Genomic DNA, 18,604 nt, shown 5'->3' with positions numbered 1-18,604 from the left:
ATGCAAGATCAAACACCCTACATCCCTAAAAACAAAGTAAGAATCGTTACGGCTGCCAGTCTATTTGACGGTCATGATGCAGCGATTAATATCATGCGACGCATCATACAATCCACTGGTTGTGAGGTGATTCACCTAGGTCACGATAGGAGTGTAGAAGAAGTTGTCAATACTGCCATTCAGGAAGATGCCAATGGTATTGCGATGACCTCTTATCAAGGTGGTCATAATGAGTACTTTAAATATATGTATGATCTGCTGCAAGAGAAAGGCGCTGGTCATATTAAGATTTTTGGCGGCGGCGGCGGCGTGATCTTGCCATCGGAGATAAAAGAACTCATGGATTACGGCATCACGCGCATCTACAGTCCAGACGATGGTCGTGAGATGGGCTTGCAGGGAATGATCAATGATTTGGTCAAGCAGTGTGATGTTGAAGTTCCCGCTTTCGCGAAAGCGCAATTAAATGGAGAATTACTGCAAAACCACGTGCCTACAATTGCTAGATTGATATCATTGGCAGAGAATCGTCATGAGGATTTTGAAAAACACTTTGTCGAAGCAGACAAAACACCAAAGCAAGCACCTGTATTAGGGATCACAGGAACTGGTGGTGCGGGAAAATCATCACTAGTTGACGAATTGATACGCAGATTTCTTATTGATTTCCCAGAGAAAAATATCGGGATCATATCGGTTGACCCATCAAAACGTAAGACTGGCGGCGCGCTCCTAGGAGACCGTATTAGAATGAACGCCATCAATAACGATCGTGTTTACATGAGATCATTGGCAACACGACAATCCAATCTCGCACTTTCCAAACACGTTCAAGAAGCAGTAGATGTGCTCAAGGCTGCAGACTATGATCTGATTATCCTTGAAACTAGCGGTATTGGGCAAAGCGATACTGAGATTTTAGAACACAGCGATGTCTCATTGTATGTAATGACACCAGAATTTGGTGCCGCTACACAGCTAGAAAAAATCGACATGCTTGATTTTGCTGATCTGGTTGCCATCAACAAGTTCGACAAACGTGGATCACTGGATGCGTTGCGAGATGTAAAGAAGCAATATCAGCGCAATCACAATCTTTGGGAAGCAGATCCAGAAACCTTGCCGGTTTATGGAACGATCGCAAGCCAATTTAACGATCCGGGAATGAACGCTTTATATGAGTCGCTCATGCTGGAAGTCACCAAAAAGACTGGTGTCGATCTCACGCCAACTCAAGATTTGATCAAGGAGCAAAGCGAGAAGATATTTGTTATTCCACCAGCGCGCACACGATACCTAAGCGAGATTGCCGAAAGCAACAGAGCTTATGATAACACAACAAGTGTACAAGCAGAGGTTGCTCAGAAGTTATATGGTGTTTACAAGACTATTCAGGCCGTTTTAAGTTCAGAGTTTGGAGTTCAAAGTTCAGAGTTACTAGCTGAAAAAGGATTGAATGAGGATTTACTCTTAACTCATAACTCTGAACTCATCACTTTATTAGTTGCCCAATTCAACAAAACGCTCAAAGATCTAGATCCCTACAATTGGGAAATTATCACTACTTGGGATGATAAGGTCAATAAATACAAGCAGCCTATTTATGAATTCAAGGTGCGTGATAAAGTCATCAAGATTGAGACGCATACAGAGTCCTTATCACACCAGCCAATACCAAAAGTAGCCTTACCTAAATACAGCGCTTGGGGTGATATTCTCAAGTGGTGTTTACAGGAAAATGTTCCGGGCGAGTTTCCTTATACCGCAGGATTGTATCCGTTCAAACGTACTGGCGAGGATCCTACAAGAATGTTTGCAGGAGAAGGCGGCCCAGAACGTACCAACAGGCGTTTTCACTATGTGAGTTTAGGGATGCCCGCAAAGCGTTTGAGTACAGCCTTTGATAGTGTCACGCTTTATGGTAATGATCCAGGTTTGAGACCAGATATTTATGGTAAAATCGGTAATGCAGGTGTAAGCATTTGCTGTCTGGATGATGCCAAAAAGCTCTATTCTGGATTTGATTTGTCTCATCCCATGACATCTGTATCGATGACCATCAACGGGCCAGCGCCTATGTTGCTAGGTTTCTTTATGAATGCTGCCATAGATCAGAATTGTGAGCGCTTTATCAAAGAAAATGATTTAGGCGATCGAGTAGAAGCAAAGCTCAAGGAGGTCTATGACGATAATAATGTAGATCGTCCATCATATCTCAATGCTGATGGCGATAAAGTATATTCTAAAAACGGATCTGTAGATACCAGCAAACTGCCAGAAGGCAACGATGGTTTAGGCCTTATGTTGTTAGGTCTTACTGGAGACCAAGTTCTGGATGCGGCAAATTATGATCGCATCAAGAAAGAAACGCTAGCTCAAGTGCGCGGTACGGTACAGGCAGATATTTTAAAAGAAGATCAGGCGCAAAATACCTGTATTTTCTCGACCGAATTTGCACTTCGTCTCATGGGTGACGTTCAGGAATATTTTATTGAAGAAAAAGTACGCAATTTCTATAGTGTGTCGATTTCTGGTTATCACATTGCCGAGGCTGGAGCAAATCCGATTACGCAGCTGGCGTTCACGCTGGCTAATGGATTTACCTATGTAGAGTATTACCTGAGCCGTGGTATGGACATCAATAAATTTGGTCCTAACCTGAGTTTCTTCTTCTCAAATGGTATCGATCCAGAATATTCTGTGATAGGTCGTGTGGCGCGTAAGATTTGGGCCAAAGCCATGAAGCACAAGTACGGTGCAAATCCGCGAGCGCAGATGTTGAAATACCATATTCAGACCAGTGGTAGATCATTGCACGCACAAGAGATTGATTTTAACGATATCAGGACGACATTGCAAGCACTTTACGCTATCAATGACAACTGTAACTCATTGCATACCAATGCTTATGACGAGGCCATTACCACACCTACTGAGGAATCTGTAAGACGTGCGATGGCCATCCAGTTGATCATCAACAAAGAGTTGGGTCTCACCAAAAACGAGAACCCAATCCAAGGAGCTTTTATCATTGAAGAGTTGACAGAATTAGTTGAGAATGCTGTCCTGCAGGAATTTGATCGCATCACAGAGCGTGGCGGCGTGCTGGGCGCGATGGAAACCATGTATCAGCGCAGCAAGATTCAGGAAGAATCTATGCACTACGAGATGTTGAAACACACAGGCGAGTTCCCAATCATTGGTGTGAACACGTTCTTGAGTTCAAAAGGTAGCCCAACGGTTTTACCTGCTGAGGTCATACGCGCCACAGAAGAGGAAAAGCAAGCACAAATTGCTACAAAAAATGGTTTGCATTCCGCTTTCGCGAAAGCGCAACAGCAACAGTTATCCAGCATACAACAAGCTGCAGTACAACAAGAAAACATCTTTGAACACTTGATGGAAGCTACAAAAGTCTGTACGCTAGGCCAGATCACCGAGGCGTTGTTTGAAGTAGGTGGGCAGTATAGGCGTAATATGTAAGAAGACTCTTGACTTTGCTCTGCAAAACCTTGGAGATCGCTTACACTGAGCGTAGCCGAAGTGTTTGACCAGTAAAACTTTTATAGACCTGCAAACTTTTTGGTGGGTAGAGATTTCATTTTTGCACTATTAAAGCCGCACTTGCTGCGGCTTTTTTTGTTTCAGCCTCTCTCATTTATTAACACAATTTTATCCTGTTCAAAGCGGTCTGAACGTTAGTTAATTAGCAATTTGCAAAGTCAAACCTTTACAACCGCCTAGAACCCTAAAATTGGAAGAACAGACACAAGAGAAAACTGCCCAGCCTAAGAAGTATAGGTGGCTGCGACGCATAGGTCGCGTGATGTTGGGTATTCTGATTTTTCTCATTCTATTATTACTATTCATACGCAGTCCTTGGGGACAAAATATCATTGTAGGCGAGGCCGTCAAGTACGTGGAGAAAGAAACAGGAACTAATCTTGACATTGAGCATCTCTTCATCACATTCGATGGTAATATCCAGTTGGATGGATTGTACCTGGAAGATCTAAGAGGCGATACTTTAGTTTATTCAAGATCTTTAGAGGCAGATATTCCTATTTTACCCATCATTCAAGGTGGTGGCATAGCCATCAATAGTGCCAAATGGAATGGACTTGTCGCACGCATCAAGAGACAGGACACCGCAAGTGGATTCAACTATCAGTTTTTGATGGATACTTTTGTGACTGTGGATACCACGGCAACGCCAGAACCATTAACGCTGGATATCGGCGATTTGAGTTTTACAGACTTTGATATCACGCTACAAGATGAGGTTCAAGATATTGATGGATTGGTCAAATTTGGTTCACTGGACTTTTCCATGGATAAACTGGATCTGCAGGAAATGATCATTGACATTGATGAGATTGTTCTCGCAGACGCTATCATCGCTTACGATAAGGATACAGTAACCAAAATCACCCAATCTACCACCGATTACAGTCCTAACACCGATACTACCATAGGCGAGGCCCTAGTAGATGATGCCAACAACTCGCCGCAACCTCAAATCACGGTAGGTAAAATACGACTGGACAATGTGCTCATGGGATATGAGTCGGTACCAGATCAAATCAATATTGATTCATTTTTCAAAGTCTTAGAGACCGAAATCACCAGAGCAGATGTAGGCAAGAATGATTATGCCTTGTCTTACTTCGATATGCTGGATTCCAATGTCAAAATCGTCATGCAGGATTCGTTAGTAGATAATGATACAGATCCTCAAGATGATGGCGACAAGCCAGATGCACAGGGTTTTGAATGGCCAGATATAAGAATCGATCTACAGGATTTGAACCTGGTAAACAACAACCTTGAGTATAATGTTAACAATCAGCAACCCACTCAAGGAACTTTCAATCCTAATGCGATTGATGTAAAAGGATTCAATCTAATCTCGCCGATTATCAAATTGGGTGACGACAGCGCACAATTAGAATTGGAAGAATTACAAATGCAGGAAGCATCTGGTATTAACGTCAAGCAATTTGCGGCAAATGTCGAGCTCACCAGAACAAATGTTTCAATTGCAGGTCTCGACGCTCACATTAATAACAACATCCTACAAGGTGATGCTCGTGTAACTTATAAAGATTTAGATGCGCTAGTCAATCAACCTGACCAATTAAAAGTTCAGGTCAACTTTGATAGATACGTTTTTGATCTTGCAGATATTTTTAGGTTCCAGCCAGCGTTGAGAGAAAATCAATATCTCGCCAAACTTGCCCAACGTGATGTCCGTGGAAACCTTCAAGCACGCGGAACCACGCGGGACATGCAGATACCTAGTTTCAATTTGACTTGGGGCAACAATACAACTGTATCGGCATCTGGTAATGTGCAAAACGCCATGGATCCTGATAATCTGTTTGTCAACTTTCCTAGAGCGCAGATCAAAACCAATCGCGCGGACCTGAATACGTTCATGGACGAGCAAGAATCGGGTGTGAAGTATCCAGAAAATGTAAGCCTTGTTGCTGACGTTCAAGGAACGTTACAAAACATGGACGCTGTGGCAACACTAGCCACTACCGAAGGTAACGTAGAATTAAAAGGAAATTACAAGAATACAAAAACCATTGCTTTTGCTGCAGATATGCAAGTTATAGAGCTCAATCTAGGAAACATTTTGCAAAACGAGCAGCTAGGAATTTTAAATCTAGAACTAGATACAGAAGGATCAGGAACGACCATAAATACTTTGGACGCAACGCTTGATGCTACTGTCACGAGTTTTACTTACAAAGATTACGAGATTAAAAACTTGCCGCTAAAAGGTGAGATTGAAAACGGTGAAGGCGAATTGACCTCTTCTTATAAGGATGACAACATCAACGCAAATCTTGAGGCTATCGTCGCGCTGGACAGTATCGCCAGTCAGGCTAATCTTGAATTGATCATTGAAGGTATCGATCTCAATGCCTTTGGGATTACCAACCAAAATGTAAAAGCCGCTGGAGAAATTTACGCCTTTTTTGAGGGCGATGCCACTAACTACACGGTAAGCTCAAATATTGAAGAAGGTATCGCTGTGTTTGACAACCAGTCTTATTTATTGGGTGATGTCGATATTGATGCATACGTGCGTACTGATAGTACATCTATGGACGTCGCCAATAGAATGCTGGATCTAGAGCTGCGTTCAAATACAGATCCATCTTCATTGATAGCCGCTTTAGGTAGGCATGTGGATCGCTATTTAAGAGACGAGATACCTAACGATACTGCTCAACCAGTCAAAATGAAAATTAAGGGTAGTATCACGCCAGCACCCATATTGCGTGACGTGATCCTACCGCAATTGCAGTCATTGGACACCATAACTCTTGCGGTAAACTTTGACGAGCAGGCACGCAAACTTTCCAGTGATATCGTCGTACCCTATGTAAAATATGCAGGCAGCGAGATTGATAGTCTGATTATTAAATCTCAATCAGACGAGCAGAGTCTAGGCTTTGACATCGCATTCAAAGGGATGAAATTTGATCCTCTAGATGTACAGCGCACAACTCTCAACGGTAAAGTTTCACAAAATGTTCTAGATCTTGATTTTACCAGTTATGATGGTGAGGAGCGATTAATGCACGTGGCGAGTAAGCTTTCGCGAAAGCGTGACATACAAGGAATTGATAACTTGATATTTAATTTATCGCTGGACGATTTCATCCTAAACAAGAAAAACTGGACAATTGCCGAAGATAACGAGCTAGCCTATGGCGAGAGTAAGCTCAAGGCTCGCAATTTTAGGCTTTCTAATAATGCGCAATCCATTGAATTGCGAACAGACCTACCGCAGGAAGAAGTAGATCACCTAGGATTGCTGCTGGAAAATTTTAAATTACAGTCAATTCTCAGCTACCTCAATCCAGATGAGAAGATCGCTACGGGAACCATGAATGGCGAGGTGATTTTTGAAGACCTATTCGGCGCTATTGGTATAGTAGCAGATCTCACTATTACAGATTTGACAGCGCTTGAAACACCATTAGGTCAATTAGATCTTGACGCATCGTCAAATGGTAATGGAACCTATGATCTTGATTTGCTGGTACAAGGCGATAATGTAGATGTAGAGTTGATAGGTGGATACGTGGCAGATGAAAATGCCGCACAACTTGATATGGAACTGCAAATGCGCAGGATCAATATGGAAACCATCGCTGGTCTTTCGCAGGAATTTCTAGAAGATGGTAGTGGCTACTTGTCTGGTAACATTTCATTGACAGGTACTACTGTAGAACCCATTTATCAAGGTGATTTGAATTTTAACGAGACTGCTTTTACAGTAAGCATGCTCAACGCGCCGTATCATATAGACAACGAGTCTATCAATCTAGATAATGATGGTGTGACGCTCAACAATTTTACAATCAAGGACGAGGAAGATCATGACATTAATGTGGACGGTTTCATAGGCACAGAAAATTTGATCAACCCAACATTTAATCTTTCAGTAGAGGCAAACCAATTTACAGCTCTTGATTCTAGTAGTGAGGACAATGATCTATATTATGGTAAGGCAACATTTGACGCAAGCGCCACTATTAAGGGTGACCTGGCCATTCCAATAGTTGATGGTAGAATTAAAATTGACGACGAGACTGACTTTACCTATGTCATTCCTGCTGCAGAGGTTAATCTAGTTCAGCGCGATGGTATAGTACAGTTTGTAAATAAGGAAAATCCCGATGCCATACTCACCCAAACTGAAGATGAAAGTGCGGTTGTCACAGGGTTTGACATTGAAGCAAATATCCAAGTTACCGAAGGCGCAAAGCTCAATATTATTGTTGATCCCAATACTGGTGACAATCTTCAAGTGTCTGGTAAGGCAGATCTTCAATTTCACATGTATCCCAATGGTCGCTTAACACTGGCAGGATTGTACACGGTTGAAGAAGGTGGCTATGAGCTAAGTCTTTATGAGATTGTGAACCGCCGTTTTAGTTTACAAAAGGGTAGTACGGTTTCCTGGTCTGGCGATCCATTTGACGCAAATATGGATGTACGCGCAGTTTATGATATAGAGACAAGTGCCAGCCCGCTAATGGCAGCAAGAACCAGTGGCGCAGATCTAGGTACCAATACCATCTATAGGCAAGAACTTGATTTTCTCGTTTATCTAGATGTCGATGGTCAACTCATGACCCCTGAAATTAGCTTTAAACTTGACATGCCTGAAGATGCACAGGGCTATGCCGGCGGCGAGGTTTATGGTACGGTGCAACAACTCAATTCGCAAGAGCAGGAACTTAATAAGCAGGTATTTTCTCTATTGGTGCTCAATAAGTTTTTCCCTACTCGTGGATCAGATGGTGCTGGTGGTGGTACGGCTTCTATAGCGCGTGACAACATCAATCAGGCTTTGAGTGATCAATTAAATCAATTTGGCGGTAAGTTATTGGGCAATACTGGTGTAGAACTCAACTTTGGTTTGGACAGTTATACAGATTATTCTGGTGGTGGTAGCCAGCAACGTACAGACCTTGAAGTAAGCGCCAGCAAGAAACTTCTGGATGATAGATTGATTGTAAGTGTAGGTACTGATGTAGGTGTAGAAGGTAATTCTAGCGATAACGATAGGGCGCCCGTTTTAGGTAATGTGAATATTCAATACCTGTTAACGCCACAAGGTAAGTGGAAGTTGAGAGGTTTCCGTCGCAATGAATTTGATAACATCATCGACGGTCAACTAGTCATTAGTGGTATATCAGTCATTTTTACGAGAGAGTTCAACAAATTCTCTAATCTATTCAAGAAGACAGTTCAAGAAGAAGCCGCACAGGCTAAAAGAGAAGAAGAAGAGCAGCGCGAGAAGGATCAAAGAAAAAAGGATGCCTTGAAAGAAGAAAATAATGACGATTCTTCACAACCAGAAAAGCAGTAGATGAGACGCATAATAAATTCACGTATAAACATGATGTCCATTTCTAGAAGTGTACTAGCAATAGTAGTTGCTGCTATGTTCTTTACCTCCTGCAATGTGCAGAAGTATATTCCTGAGGATGAATTGCTACTAGACGCTTACAAAATTGAGGTAAATGTGGATAGTGCGGCCACTGTAAAAGATGTAAAAGCTCTCAAGGCAGAACTACAAAAAGTCCTTAACCCAGAGCCGAATTCAAAAATCTTGGGGCTACAGCCAGGCTTATACTATCATTATAAGGTCAAGAAAGACAGCGCTGGATTTATCTCTAGATTTTTAGAACGCAAAATAGGCGAGGAACCGGTTTACCTTTCTCAAGTAGAGGAAGAAGGCACTCGAGATATATTGCGCAATCGACTGGAGAATCGCGGTTTTTTCTTTAGCGGTATTACATCTGGTGTCGATCGAGACACTGCCGCACAACGAGCTACCGTCAAGTACAATATACAGCTACCGCAGCCCTATACCATGAAAACCTATACGGTAGATCGAGATTCTATACCGTTTTATGATGTGCTGGAAGCACAGGTTAAGGAATCGCCCATTAAAGTAGGTTCACGATTTGATCTATCTGCTATGAAGCTGGAGCGAGAACGCATTGATCAAAACCTCAAGAATAAAGGATATTATAATTTCAATTCCGGATTTTTAATTTTTCAGGCAGATACAAACCAGTACGATAACCGCAAGTTTGATCTATTTCTTAAGCTCAAAAAAGACGTTCCCTCAAAATCGGTGAAGCCGTATAAAGTATCCAAAGTAAACATTTATCCACATCACATTGTAGGTGCAGATTCTGTAGCACACGACACCACTAGATACAACGACAAGAACTTCATACAGGATATTGAATTTTTCAAACCTAAAAGACTAGATCCATTTATCGTCATTGAAGAAGGTGATTTATATAGTCCCAAAAAATCAAAAGGTACCAGCCGTCGTTTGGGTACCATAGGCGCGTACAAATTTGTAAATATTGAATACAATGAGATTAAAGAGGAGGCTAACGATAGCCTCAATTTTCTCGAGGCAAACATATTTCTATCACCGCTATCAAAACGTTCTATACGTGCAGAGCTGCAAGGCGTTACAAAATCAAATGACTTTGCAGGCCCCAATCTAGGCGTCACCTTTTCAAATCGCAATCTTTTTAAAGGCGGTGAAGTACTTAATATTAATGCCACTGCCGCTTATGAGGTGCAAATCGCTAGTGGCGACCAGGCTGGACTTACCAGTACAGAGTTTGCTTTAGGTGCAGATCTCATTTTCCCACGACTGTTATTCCCTTATAAATTTGATAAAGATTTCTTTGACTACAGCGTTCCAAAGACTAAAATAGGAGTTGAGGTGGATCTACTGACACGCAGCCAGTTATATAGTTTATTAACTTTTACCACCAACTTTGGTTACATATGGCAAGCAAATAAATATGTCACGCACGAGCTCGATCCAATATCGATTAACTATGTCAATCTTTTAAACGAGTCAGAAGAATTCATGCAAATAAGAATGGACAACCCATTTCTTGACAACAGTTTTGAGCAGCAATTGATCGCAGGTTCTATTTATTCATTTACTTATAACGGTTTGATACGCACTGATAGACGCAGCATGTTCTATGTCAATACCATTCTTGATGTGGCTGGTAACAGCTTGAGTCTGGTCGCACCTGAAAATGATGAAGGTAACGGTGCCATTTTTGGTCAAGAGTTTGCGCAATACGTCAAGGCAGATGTCGATTTTAGGTACCACTATCTATTAAGTGAGGATAGCCGTATCGCCACGAGGTTTTTTGCGGGATTAGGTAAGCCTTATGGCAATAGCGATGTGATGCCCTTCAGTAAGCAATATTTCTCAGGTGGCGCCTATAGCGTTCGTGCCTTTAGAACAAGATCGCTGGGTCCTGGAACCTATGATCCACCGCAGGATGATAATCGATCATTTTTTGATCAATCGGGTAATTTGAGACTAGAGGCAAATGTAGAATATCGTTTCCCGATTTTCAATTACATCAAGGGCGCCGTCTTTGCAGATGCTGGTAATGTGTGGAATACAACTGGCAACGGTGTAGAAGGTGGCGAGTTCACAAGCAACTTTATCAATGAGTTGGGAATAGGCGCTGGTGCTGGCGTGCGCGTTGATATTCAAGGTTTCGTAATACGTTTTGACCTTGCAGCGCCACTTCACGATCCATCAGAGCCTGAAGGTGAACGTTGGGTAAACGATTTCACCAGTCCTGTCTTCAATTTTGCGATAGGCTATCCTTTCTAATCAAATTGTGTTTATTGTTTACGGTTATTTTTATTATGCTTTCGCGAAAGCGTAACAAGAAAAAATTATATTGCACTACCAACCAATATAACTATGAGCAATTTTGACCCAACCGCTGACAATTCTAATTATCGTTCTCGACGTAATCGTGAGCCGTTTGACTCCAGTAGTGAGCAAGCAGGTATGATGGATTATGTCAAGAAGGTTTTTAACAATTATGCCAATTTCTCTGGACGCGCACGCCGGTCAGAATATTGGTATTTCCAGTTGTTCAATTTTTTAGTGGTCATTGCTTTATCGATACCTCTCATCGCGTTTGCAGCTGCTGAGGCTACTGCACCAGCTATTATTGTCTACATCTTGATCGTGCTGTATGCACTGGCGACAATAATTCCTAGTCTAGCTGTTGTTGCGAGGAGATTGCACGATACGGGTCGCAGTGCCTGGTATTATTTAATTAGCTTTATACCGTTTGTAGGCGGTATTATCTTGCTCATCTTTCTAGTAGAGGACAGCAAGCACGGTACGAATCAATGGGGTCCTAACCCTAAGAGTATCGGGAATCAAGATTTTGAACCGGACGCTTTTGGTTGATTTACAACCACTCAATTGTCATCCATATATAATAAATAGATGGCATCACTCTTAAAGGGTATCCTCATGAAATTGAGAATCGTTTTTCAAGTAGTAGGCTTAATCGCAGCGCTATTGTCACTCATGCCACTTATCGCTGCAGATTTTTGGTGGGTGCGCATTTTTGACTTTCCTCATTTACAGTTGACAGGATTCACGCTTCTTGCGATCATCCTGTATTTTGTCACTTTTAATCCTAAATGGATTAATGACTATTTGTACATCACAGTGTTGCTGGGATGTTTTGTTTTTCAATGTTCCAAGATCCTCGATTATACACCTATAGTTGGTCTTGAAGTTCTAGAAAGCAGTTCACAAGTAAATGATGAAGATCGTTTGAAGATTTATACAGCAAATGTGTTGCAGTCAAATAAGAAAAACGAAAAGCTGTTTGATGAAATTAGTGAACGACAACCAGATCTAATTGTTTTTACAGAAACTAATGACCGCTGGATGAATGAGATTAGAATTGCCATAGGTGATGATTATCCTTATAAGGTTGAACAGCCGCAGGATAATACTTATGGAATGCTGGTATATTCTAAGCTACCGTTATCTAACACCAGCGTGCAGTTTATGGTGGATCCTAAAATACCTTCTATTCACGCCCAGGTAGAGATGCGCAATGGTAATTTATTCCAATTATATGCCATTCACCCAACGCCACCCATGCCGCAGCACAATGATATGAGCACAGATCGCGATACAGAGCTTATGAAAACGGCACTCATGAGTAACAAGTCAGAGCTACCTGTAATTGTTTTGGGAGATTTTAATGACGTGGCCTGGTCCGACAGTACTGAGTTAACTAAAACGGTCGCTAAGTTATTAGACCTGCGCATAGGTCGTGGATTTTACAATACGTTTCATGCACAGTATTTCTTCTTTAGATGGCCGCTGGATCACATATTGATTGCTCCGCAATTTTTTCATGAAGAATCAGGCACTGGTGTCAACTTTGGTAGTGATCATTTTCCTAGTTATGCTTACTTAACTTATGAGCCAGCACGCGCAAAAGAACAAAAAGCAGTACAACCAACTGCGGAAGATTGGCGACAGGTAAAAGATCAAATGAGCGAGCAAGGCATGGAAGAATTTGGCGAGATGCCAGACTCATACAGAAAGGCGGTTGAGTCACTTAATAAATAATCAATCCACAATCAAATGTGGATAATTGCTTAGGTCGTAATCTAGCACCAAGCCACCAGCTAGACTTTGGGCTATCTTCTTACCATATAACATGTCGGTAAGGTAAAGAGCTGCTTCAAAGGATCGTGCGCCACCAGCACTGGTAATAACATTGTGGTCATGAACAAATAGCACATCCTTGCGTACATCAAGGTCTGGAAATGTCTTACGCATCAAATCAATATCAGATGGGAATGTGGTACTTACTTTGCCATCGAGTAAACCAGCTTGCGCAAGTACAAAAGCGACATCGCAATGACTGGTGACATACATGGCTTTTTCTCCAGTGCTTTTTACAAAGGCAATGAGTTCTTCGTTTTCAAGATCTGTATCTAGGTGATGCTCTGCACTAGGAACTACAAGAATATCGATGTCAGGAGCATTTTTAAAAGTATAGTCAGGCAACAGGCGTAAGCCTTCAAAAGTGGTGACCACAGTATCTACTTGTGCCACTGTAAAAACATTCATAGGCTTGATGCTATCGCGATAAATCGTGTGCTGAAATATATCATAAGGTGACGTGAGCTCTGTGTTATACACTCCATCAGAGATAAGAAAACCAACATTATAGACATTACTATAAGTTTCATCAGCTCCTAAATTTGTGTCAGCGATGTCATTTAAAGATTTCTTTTCCTCGCTACATGATGACAATGCCATCATGAGGATGACTATGTTTAACAATCTTTTTCTCATTATAGTTAATTTATAGGTAATTCCGTTACTGTTAACTTTTTACAGCTGTTCAAGAAATTATTTTTACATAAAAATTAAACTCATGAATAAATATATACTCATCCTTTTTATCTTAACAGTTGTCACTGGTCTTGTAGGTTTTACCTTCGAATTTACAGGCAGCACTGCAGTAAGGATTACCTTTCTTGTTGCAGCAGACATTTTAGTGATTTTACTTTTCGGTAAATTACTTTTTTGGACGCAAAAAACCAAAAAGGCTCGCAAACTGCGTCGTCAAACGCAAGTTGCTACAAACTAATTAATCAGTTTACCTGTGAATGCATAAGCGGCTGTGATGGCCGCGATGCCCAATACTATTGTCGCCGCAACATAACCTGTTGCGGCGATGTAGTTTTGGTCTTTTAGGAATAGAAAAAATTCTGCAGAAAAAGTTGAAAATGTGGTCAATCCACCACAAAATCCTACTGCGGCAAATAAGTACCAACTGCTGCTCAATTGTTCTTTATTATAATAGGCTAGGAGCGTACCCAGAAGTAAACATCCTAAGACATTTACCAGCATTGTAGGAATCCACTTGATACCATCTTGATTAAGCCATAGCGAAAACGAATATCTCAACGTGCTACCTAAACCACCACCAACAAAAACTAATACCAATAATTTACCTATCACTTTATAGGAATGTATATTTCAGTCAAGTAGTTTGCTGGGTTAGGTGTTTTGTAGGGATCTGTTTTATAGACCTCATATGGTGGCACTTCAGACTTTTCCAGTCCATTTACTACTATATAGTTTTCTGCTTTATTCCAGGCTTCCTCGAGATACTTATATTTTCCTTTTAAAGTGACCTTTACAGCGCTTCCTGGCTCCATAAAACCACATAGGATCTTACTGTCCACACCGGTCAGGATACGATTTTGTACCGGTATAGCAGCACTAAAGATGACATTCTCGCGTGGCTCGTCAAATTTCTCGTAAATAACCATGGGCGCGCCATAAGTATCGATGTTATTAGCCTGCATAAAACTGCGTATCTGCTGTGTCATTTGCGACTGTAGATTAGAAAAATTTGCCATGGTAGAACTCGACGACATATAGAGATAGTAGCCACCGCTATATTGTATAAGACCATCAACATTAATGGTTTTGAGGTTCATTTTTTCCTCGAGAACGCTCTCCATATTTTCAACGGTAGCGGTAATATTGTTTTCCCAGTTGTTGGCTAGATCTGCGCCTGTAAGAGTGGTGAAAATTTTACTTCCTAGATCTTGATCACCCTTTATTGCGCTGGTGACCAGCGTTCCTATTTCTTGCTTTTGCAGGTCGATCGACAAGGTCGCTTCACGTTTGCCTAGGCGTCCATCATGATTTATAGCATATTCAATACTCTTGTTGGGATCCAGACGCTCAACGGTTATGGTACCATTACCATCATCGCTATTATAGGTATAGACGGCATCCACGCCAGCGGTTTGATTACTCAAACTCGCGCTGTAATCTTCATTTTGAGCCCGTTCATACCACTTTTCCCAATTAGAAAAGTCTGCCAGTTCACTGTAGACTAGATCTACAGGTGCCTCTACAAGTTGCTTGCTTTCAGTCTCATAAGATCCATCTTGGAGCGAAAAATAGACTGCGCCAGCGATAATCAATACAAGTAATAGTATAAAAATGTACTTAAGTGCCTTCATGTTTACAAATCAATAAAGGATCAAAGATACATTAATTACATATCCATATAAATTCATAAAAAAACTACCAGACACCAGGCCTGGTAGTTATAAGAGAACAGATCTGCTCTCTTTTCCCCAAGTGCTCATTTTTCAATGAACACGTTAAAATTAATGATGCAGGACAGGCGATACCATACCCATTATTGGGTATTTTTTGATATGATGGTTGATGATTACGCTTTCGCGAAAGCTAAAAAACTACATGCGATATTATAGAATCAAACTAGGATACACCATTCTAAGTCACTGCTAGTTTGCTTCATGGCAAGTGATTAAGACTCGCATAAAAGAAAGAATGACCTATTGGTCTAACGGTAATGCGCGTGTTTTTGTAGCGCATAGCGCAGCAGCTCGCCTTTTCCATGCAAACCTAGCTTCATGATCATGTTCTTGCGGTGTTTGTGGATGGTGCTTACCGCTGTGTGGCGTATGGCCGCAATCTCTGTGCTATTATTGCCAGCGGCAATCAGTTTGAGTATCTCGCGCTCGCTGCGTGAGAGAATATCGTCATCGATAACAGTAGTGCTTTCCGCTAGTTTAGGATCAATGGAGGCATCAACCACAGTCTCGCCTTGCATTACTTTTTTTACAGATTCAAGCACTTCTTGCAGTGATCTGGTTTTCAATAGGTAACCATCTGCGCCTGCTTGCAGCATATCCTTTACAGCGGTGGCATCATCAAACATAGTAAACGCTACCACTTTTACCGCTGGATATTTCTCTTTCACCTGCGTGCACAATTCTATACCATTCATCTTAGGCATGCTGATGTCGGTCAGGATCAAATGGGCTTTTTTATGTTCTAGAATCTTGAGCAGTTCAGTTCCATCTGTTGCTGTGGCGACCACCTCAATATCAGGATCGTTCTTGATCAGGAGTTCCAGACCGTCAATCAAGGATTTATGATCCTCAACAATCATCAACTGTATCATATTAAGGGTATTTCAATGGTTACGGTAGTGCCGTGATTGATGGTGCTGTCCACTTCTACAGTACCATCGATGTCTTCAAGCCGAGTTTCTATACTGTACAATCCCATGCCTTCTTTTTTGCGTTTTAAAGTCGTATCAAAACCATGGCCGTCGTCTTCTACCATGATGTGAATGCTATCATCACCTCCTATAAGGTTGACGGTTGCGTGTTTTGCACCAGCATGCTTTACAATATTGCTCAGCAACTCCTGAACGATACGGAAAATATTGAGCTCCAGCGAGTTCTCTAGATTACGATCCATTTTATGTGTGATCACCTCAATCTGTATAGCCTTGCTGTCGCTAATACGTTGTGCTAGAGATTGCACTGATGGTACCAGACCCTTACTAGCCATCACGCCATAATGCATGCGGTGTGACATGCTGCGTACCGTTTGATAAGTATCGTCAAGCAACGCCTTGGTGCGGTTGTATATATCTTGATCTTCACTCGTTTTCAGGCTGTTGCTTATCTGGTCAAAATACAATCGCATAGTTGTCATAGAACTGCCTAGATCATCGTGCAATTCTCCAGCAATTTTGCGGCGTTCCTTCTCTTGGCCTGTGATCATCGCGTCTATAGTAGCGAGCTCTTGGTTTTTCAAAAGGTTGTCGGCGCGTTGCTTTTCAAGTTCGGCTTCTTGCTCTGCGAGTCGCTTTTTCTTGCGTTGATTGTTATACACAAAACCACCTATAAGAAACAGGGTTAAAGCGCTGCCTGCAACGGCTATTGTCATCGTGGTTTGCCGCTCGTTTTCTGCTGCTAGTTCTGCGTTTTCTAGTTTGCGTTCTTGGACTTGATATTTGGTTTCTAGTTCTTGTAAGTTGTTGAAACGAACCGTTTCATTTTTTTCATTTGAGTAGGCTATCACTTTCTGATAAGTTTCAGAACTCTTTTGATAATCATTTGATCTCTCATAGGCAGTCGCTAGATTCATCAATATTTTGGACTTATTAGGTTGTAAATCTTGAGCTTCAGATAGCTCCAAAGCTTTGTTCAAAACCTCTATGGCTTCATCATACCTTTTCAATTGTATGTAGGTATATCCTAGATTCGAATAATAAACTATAGTAGTTGGCGCATAATTTTTTTTCTCAACAAACTGTTTTGATTTATTGTAATAGTATAGCGCCGAATCAAATCGCTGCCCCAATTCGTGTGTAGTAGCTATGTTTATTAACATATTTCCTTCTACTCGGTCTAAATTAGCATTAAAAGCTAGTGACCTTGAATCATGCAATAACGCAAGTTTTTTTTCATATTCTAAAGGATCATCGTCGTCGATACGCATGTATTTATAAGAATTACATCCTATAAGTGCATCGGGTTTTTTAATTATTTGAGCAATGGCACAATTCTCATCCATTAACTCATTAGCAGTACTTTCTACCTGTACCAATGAATATTGAGAATAAATAAGCTCATCATTTATATTAAACAGAAGTGACAAATCTCTTTCACCAACTAACTTTTTAGCATTCAATAGAGTATTGTAAGTCTCTTGCATCTCACCTTCAATATTGATGTGTGAAATAGCGTGAACATACAAGTATTTGCTTTTTTGTAATTCTGTGAAGTCCGTGGTATCTACTTCCAATAAAATTTTTCTGCCATCTTTATAAGCACCAACATCATGTTTTTTTTGAATGCTATCCAAAAGACTTGCCTGACCAAAGGTTTGCCACGATAGAAACAGCACAATGATGATGAATAATACTTTTTTAATCATCAAGGATTCCTTCTTATAATAGTGCCGCCACTGACGGTAGGATCTTCAATCTTGTGATCATTTAAGTCGATTACAGTAGGATATTCTTTATTTTTTTCAAGTTTTTTGTTAAGATTAAATGTTTTCAAAGGTTTGGCGCCTTGTTCCAATGTGATATGTATCATTTCATTTTGAAACTTTACCTTTCCTACTTGTTTATCGCCTGGCATTTGACTAAAAACAACAGATGCAAATGAAAACTTATCGCTCCATTCAAAAAATGCGATGACATGTATTCCATTTTTAGAATAAATATTTACAGGATTATAGCAAGTATCTTCAGATACAACGATTAGAGAATTTGATTGACTCATGTAAATGGCTTTTTGGGTTCAGTTCAAAACTCCTTCAATTTATGACAAAAAAAAATACCCATTATCGGGTATTTTCTTCTTCAATCTTATT

General features: G+C 41.0%; 12 protein-coding genes. 6 read left to right on the top strand and 6 right to left on the bottom strand.

All coding sequences use genetic code 11. From position 1 onward, the window contains the following. The 5 genes from EJ995_RS10295 to EJ995_RS10275 all read left to right on the top strand — a co-directional run bounded on the left by EJ995_RS10295 (position 1) and on the right by EJ995_RS10275 (position 12,991). The gene (locus EJ995_RS10295) at positions 1-3,483 is read left to right on the top strand and encodes a methylmalonyl-CoA mutase family protein (RefSeq protein WP_126448215.1); all 3,483 of its coding nucleotides are present in this window, start codon (positions 1-3) and stop codon (positions 3,481-3,483) included. 271 nt (positions 3,484-3,754) lie between these two features. Further along, a complete protein-coding gene (locus tag EJ995_RS10290) occupies positions 3,755-8,899 on the top strand; it encodes a translocation/assembly module TamB domain-containing protein (protein ID WP_126448214.1) in 5,145 nt (1,714 codons plus the stop codon). After that, a complete protein-coding gene (gene tamL, locus EJ995_RS10285) occupies positions 8,900-11,209 on the top strand; it encodes a translocation and assembly module lipoprotein TamL (RefSeq protein WP_241234629.1) in 2,310 nt (769 codons plus the stop codon). Positions 11,210-11,302: 93 nt separating this feature from the next. Then, a complete protein-coding gene (locus EJ995_RS10280; RefSeq protein WP_317126801.1) occupies positions 11,303-11,803 on the top strand; it encodes a DUF805 domain-containing protein in 501 nt (166 codons plus the stop codon). Positions 11,804-11,842: 39 nt separating this feature from the next. After that, the gene (locus EJ995_RS10275) at positions 11,843-12,991 is read left to right on the top strand and encodes an endonuclease/exonuclease/phosphatase family protein (RefSeq protein WP_241234628.1); all 1,149 of its coding nucleotides are present in this window, start codon (positions 11,843-11,845) and stop codon (positions 12,989-12,991) included. Here EJ995_RS10275 and EJ995_RS10270 read toward each other — a convergent pair whose 3' ends face one another. Continuing rightward, positions 12,992-13,726: a DJ-1/PfpI family protein gene (locus EJ995_RS10270; protein WP_126448212.1), complete on the bottom strand. Its 735-nt coding sequence runs from the start codon at positions 13,724-13,726 to the stop codon at positions 12,992-12,994. Between the two features lie 82 nt (positions 13,727-13,808). Between EJ995_RS10270 and EJ995_RS13210 the strand changes: the two genes are divergently transcribed. Continuing rightward, complete coding sequence (locus EJ995_RS13210) at positions 13,809-14,024, top strand: DUF1328 domain-containing protein (protein ID WP_206482240.1); 216 nt, start codon at positions 13,809-13,811, stop codon at positions 14,022-14,024. Here EJ995_RS13210 and EJ995_RS10260 read toward each other — a convergent pair. The 5 genes from EJ995_RS10260 to EJ995_RS10240 form a co-directional block, all read right to left on the bottom strand. Then, positions 14,021-14,398 carry a fluoride efflux transporter FluC gene (locus tag EJ995_RS10260; RefSeq protein ID WP_241234627.1) on the bottom strand — a complete coding sequence of 126 codons (378 nt, stop codon included), beginning with the start codon at positions 14,396-14,398 and terminating at the stop codon, positions 14,021-14,023. The genes EJ995_RS13210 and EJ995_RS10260 overlap by 4 nt on opposite strands. Continuing rightward, complete coding sequence (locus tag EJ995_RS10255) at positions 14,395-15,417, bottom strand: GyrI-like domain-containing protein (RefSeq protein ID WP_126448210.1); 1,023 nt, start codon at positions 15,415-15,417, stop codon at positions 14,395-14,397. Before EJ995_RS10255 ends, EJ995_RS10260 begins: the two co-directional genes overlap by 4 nt. A 350-nt stretch (positions 15,418-15,767) precedes the next feature. Continuing rightward, on the bottom strand, positions 15,768-16,391 hold the full coding sequence (locus EJ995_RS10250) for a response regulator transcription factor (protein WP_126448208.1): 624 nt from the start codon (positions 16,389-16,391) through the stop codon (positions 15,768-15,770). Continuing rightward, on the bottom strand, positions 16,388-18,160 hold the full coding sequence (locus EJ995_RS10245; RefSeq protein ID WP_126448206.1) for a tetratricopeptide repeat-containing sensor histidine kinase: 1,773 nt from the start codon (positions 18,158-18,160) through the stop codon (positions 16,388-16,390). Before EJ995_RS10245 ends, EJ995_RS10250 begins: the two co-directional genes overlap by 4 nt. Continuing rightward, positions 18,160-18,513, bottom strand: coding sequence for a hypothetical protein (locus tag EJ995_RS10240; RefSeq protein ID WP_126448204.1), 354 nt, complete (start codon positions 18,511-18,513; stop codon positions 18,160-18,162). Before EJ995_RS10240 ends, EJ995_RS10245 begins: the two co-directional genes overlap by 1 nt. Between the last annotated feature and the right edge of the window lie 91 nt (positions 18,514-18,604).

It is taken from the genome of Nonlabens ponticola, assembly GCF_003966335.1.
Classification (GTDB): Bacteria; Bacteroidota; Bacteroidia; order Flavobacteriales; family Flavobacteriaceae; genus Nonlabens; species Nonlabens ponticola.
This window is presented reverse-complemented; position numbering and strand designations above follow the sequence as displayed.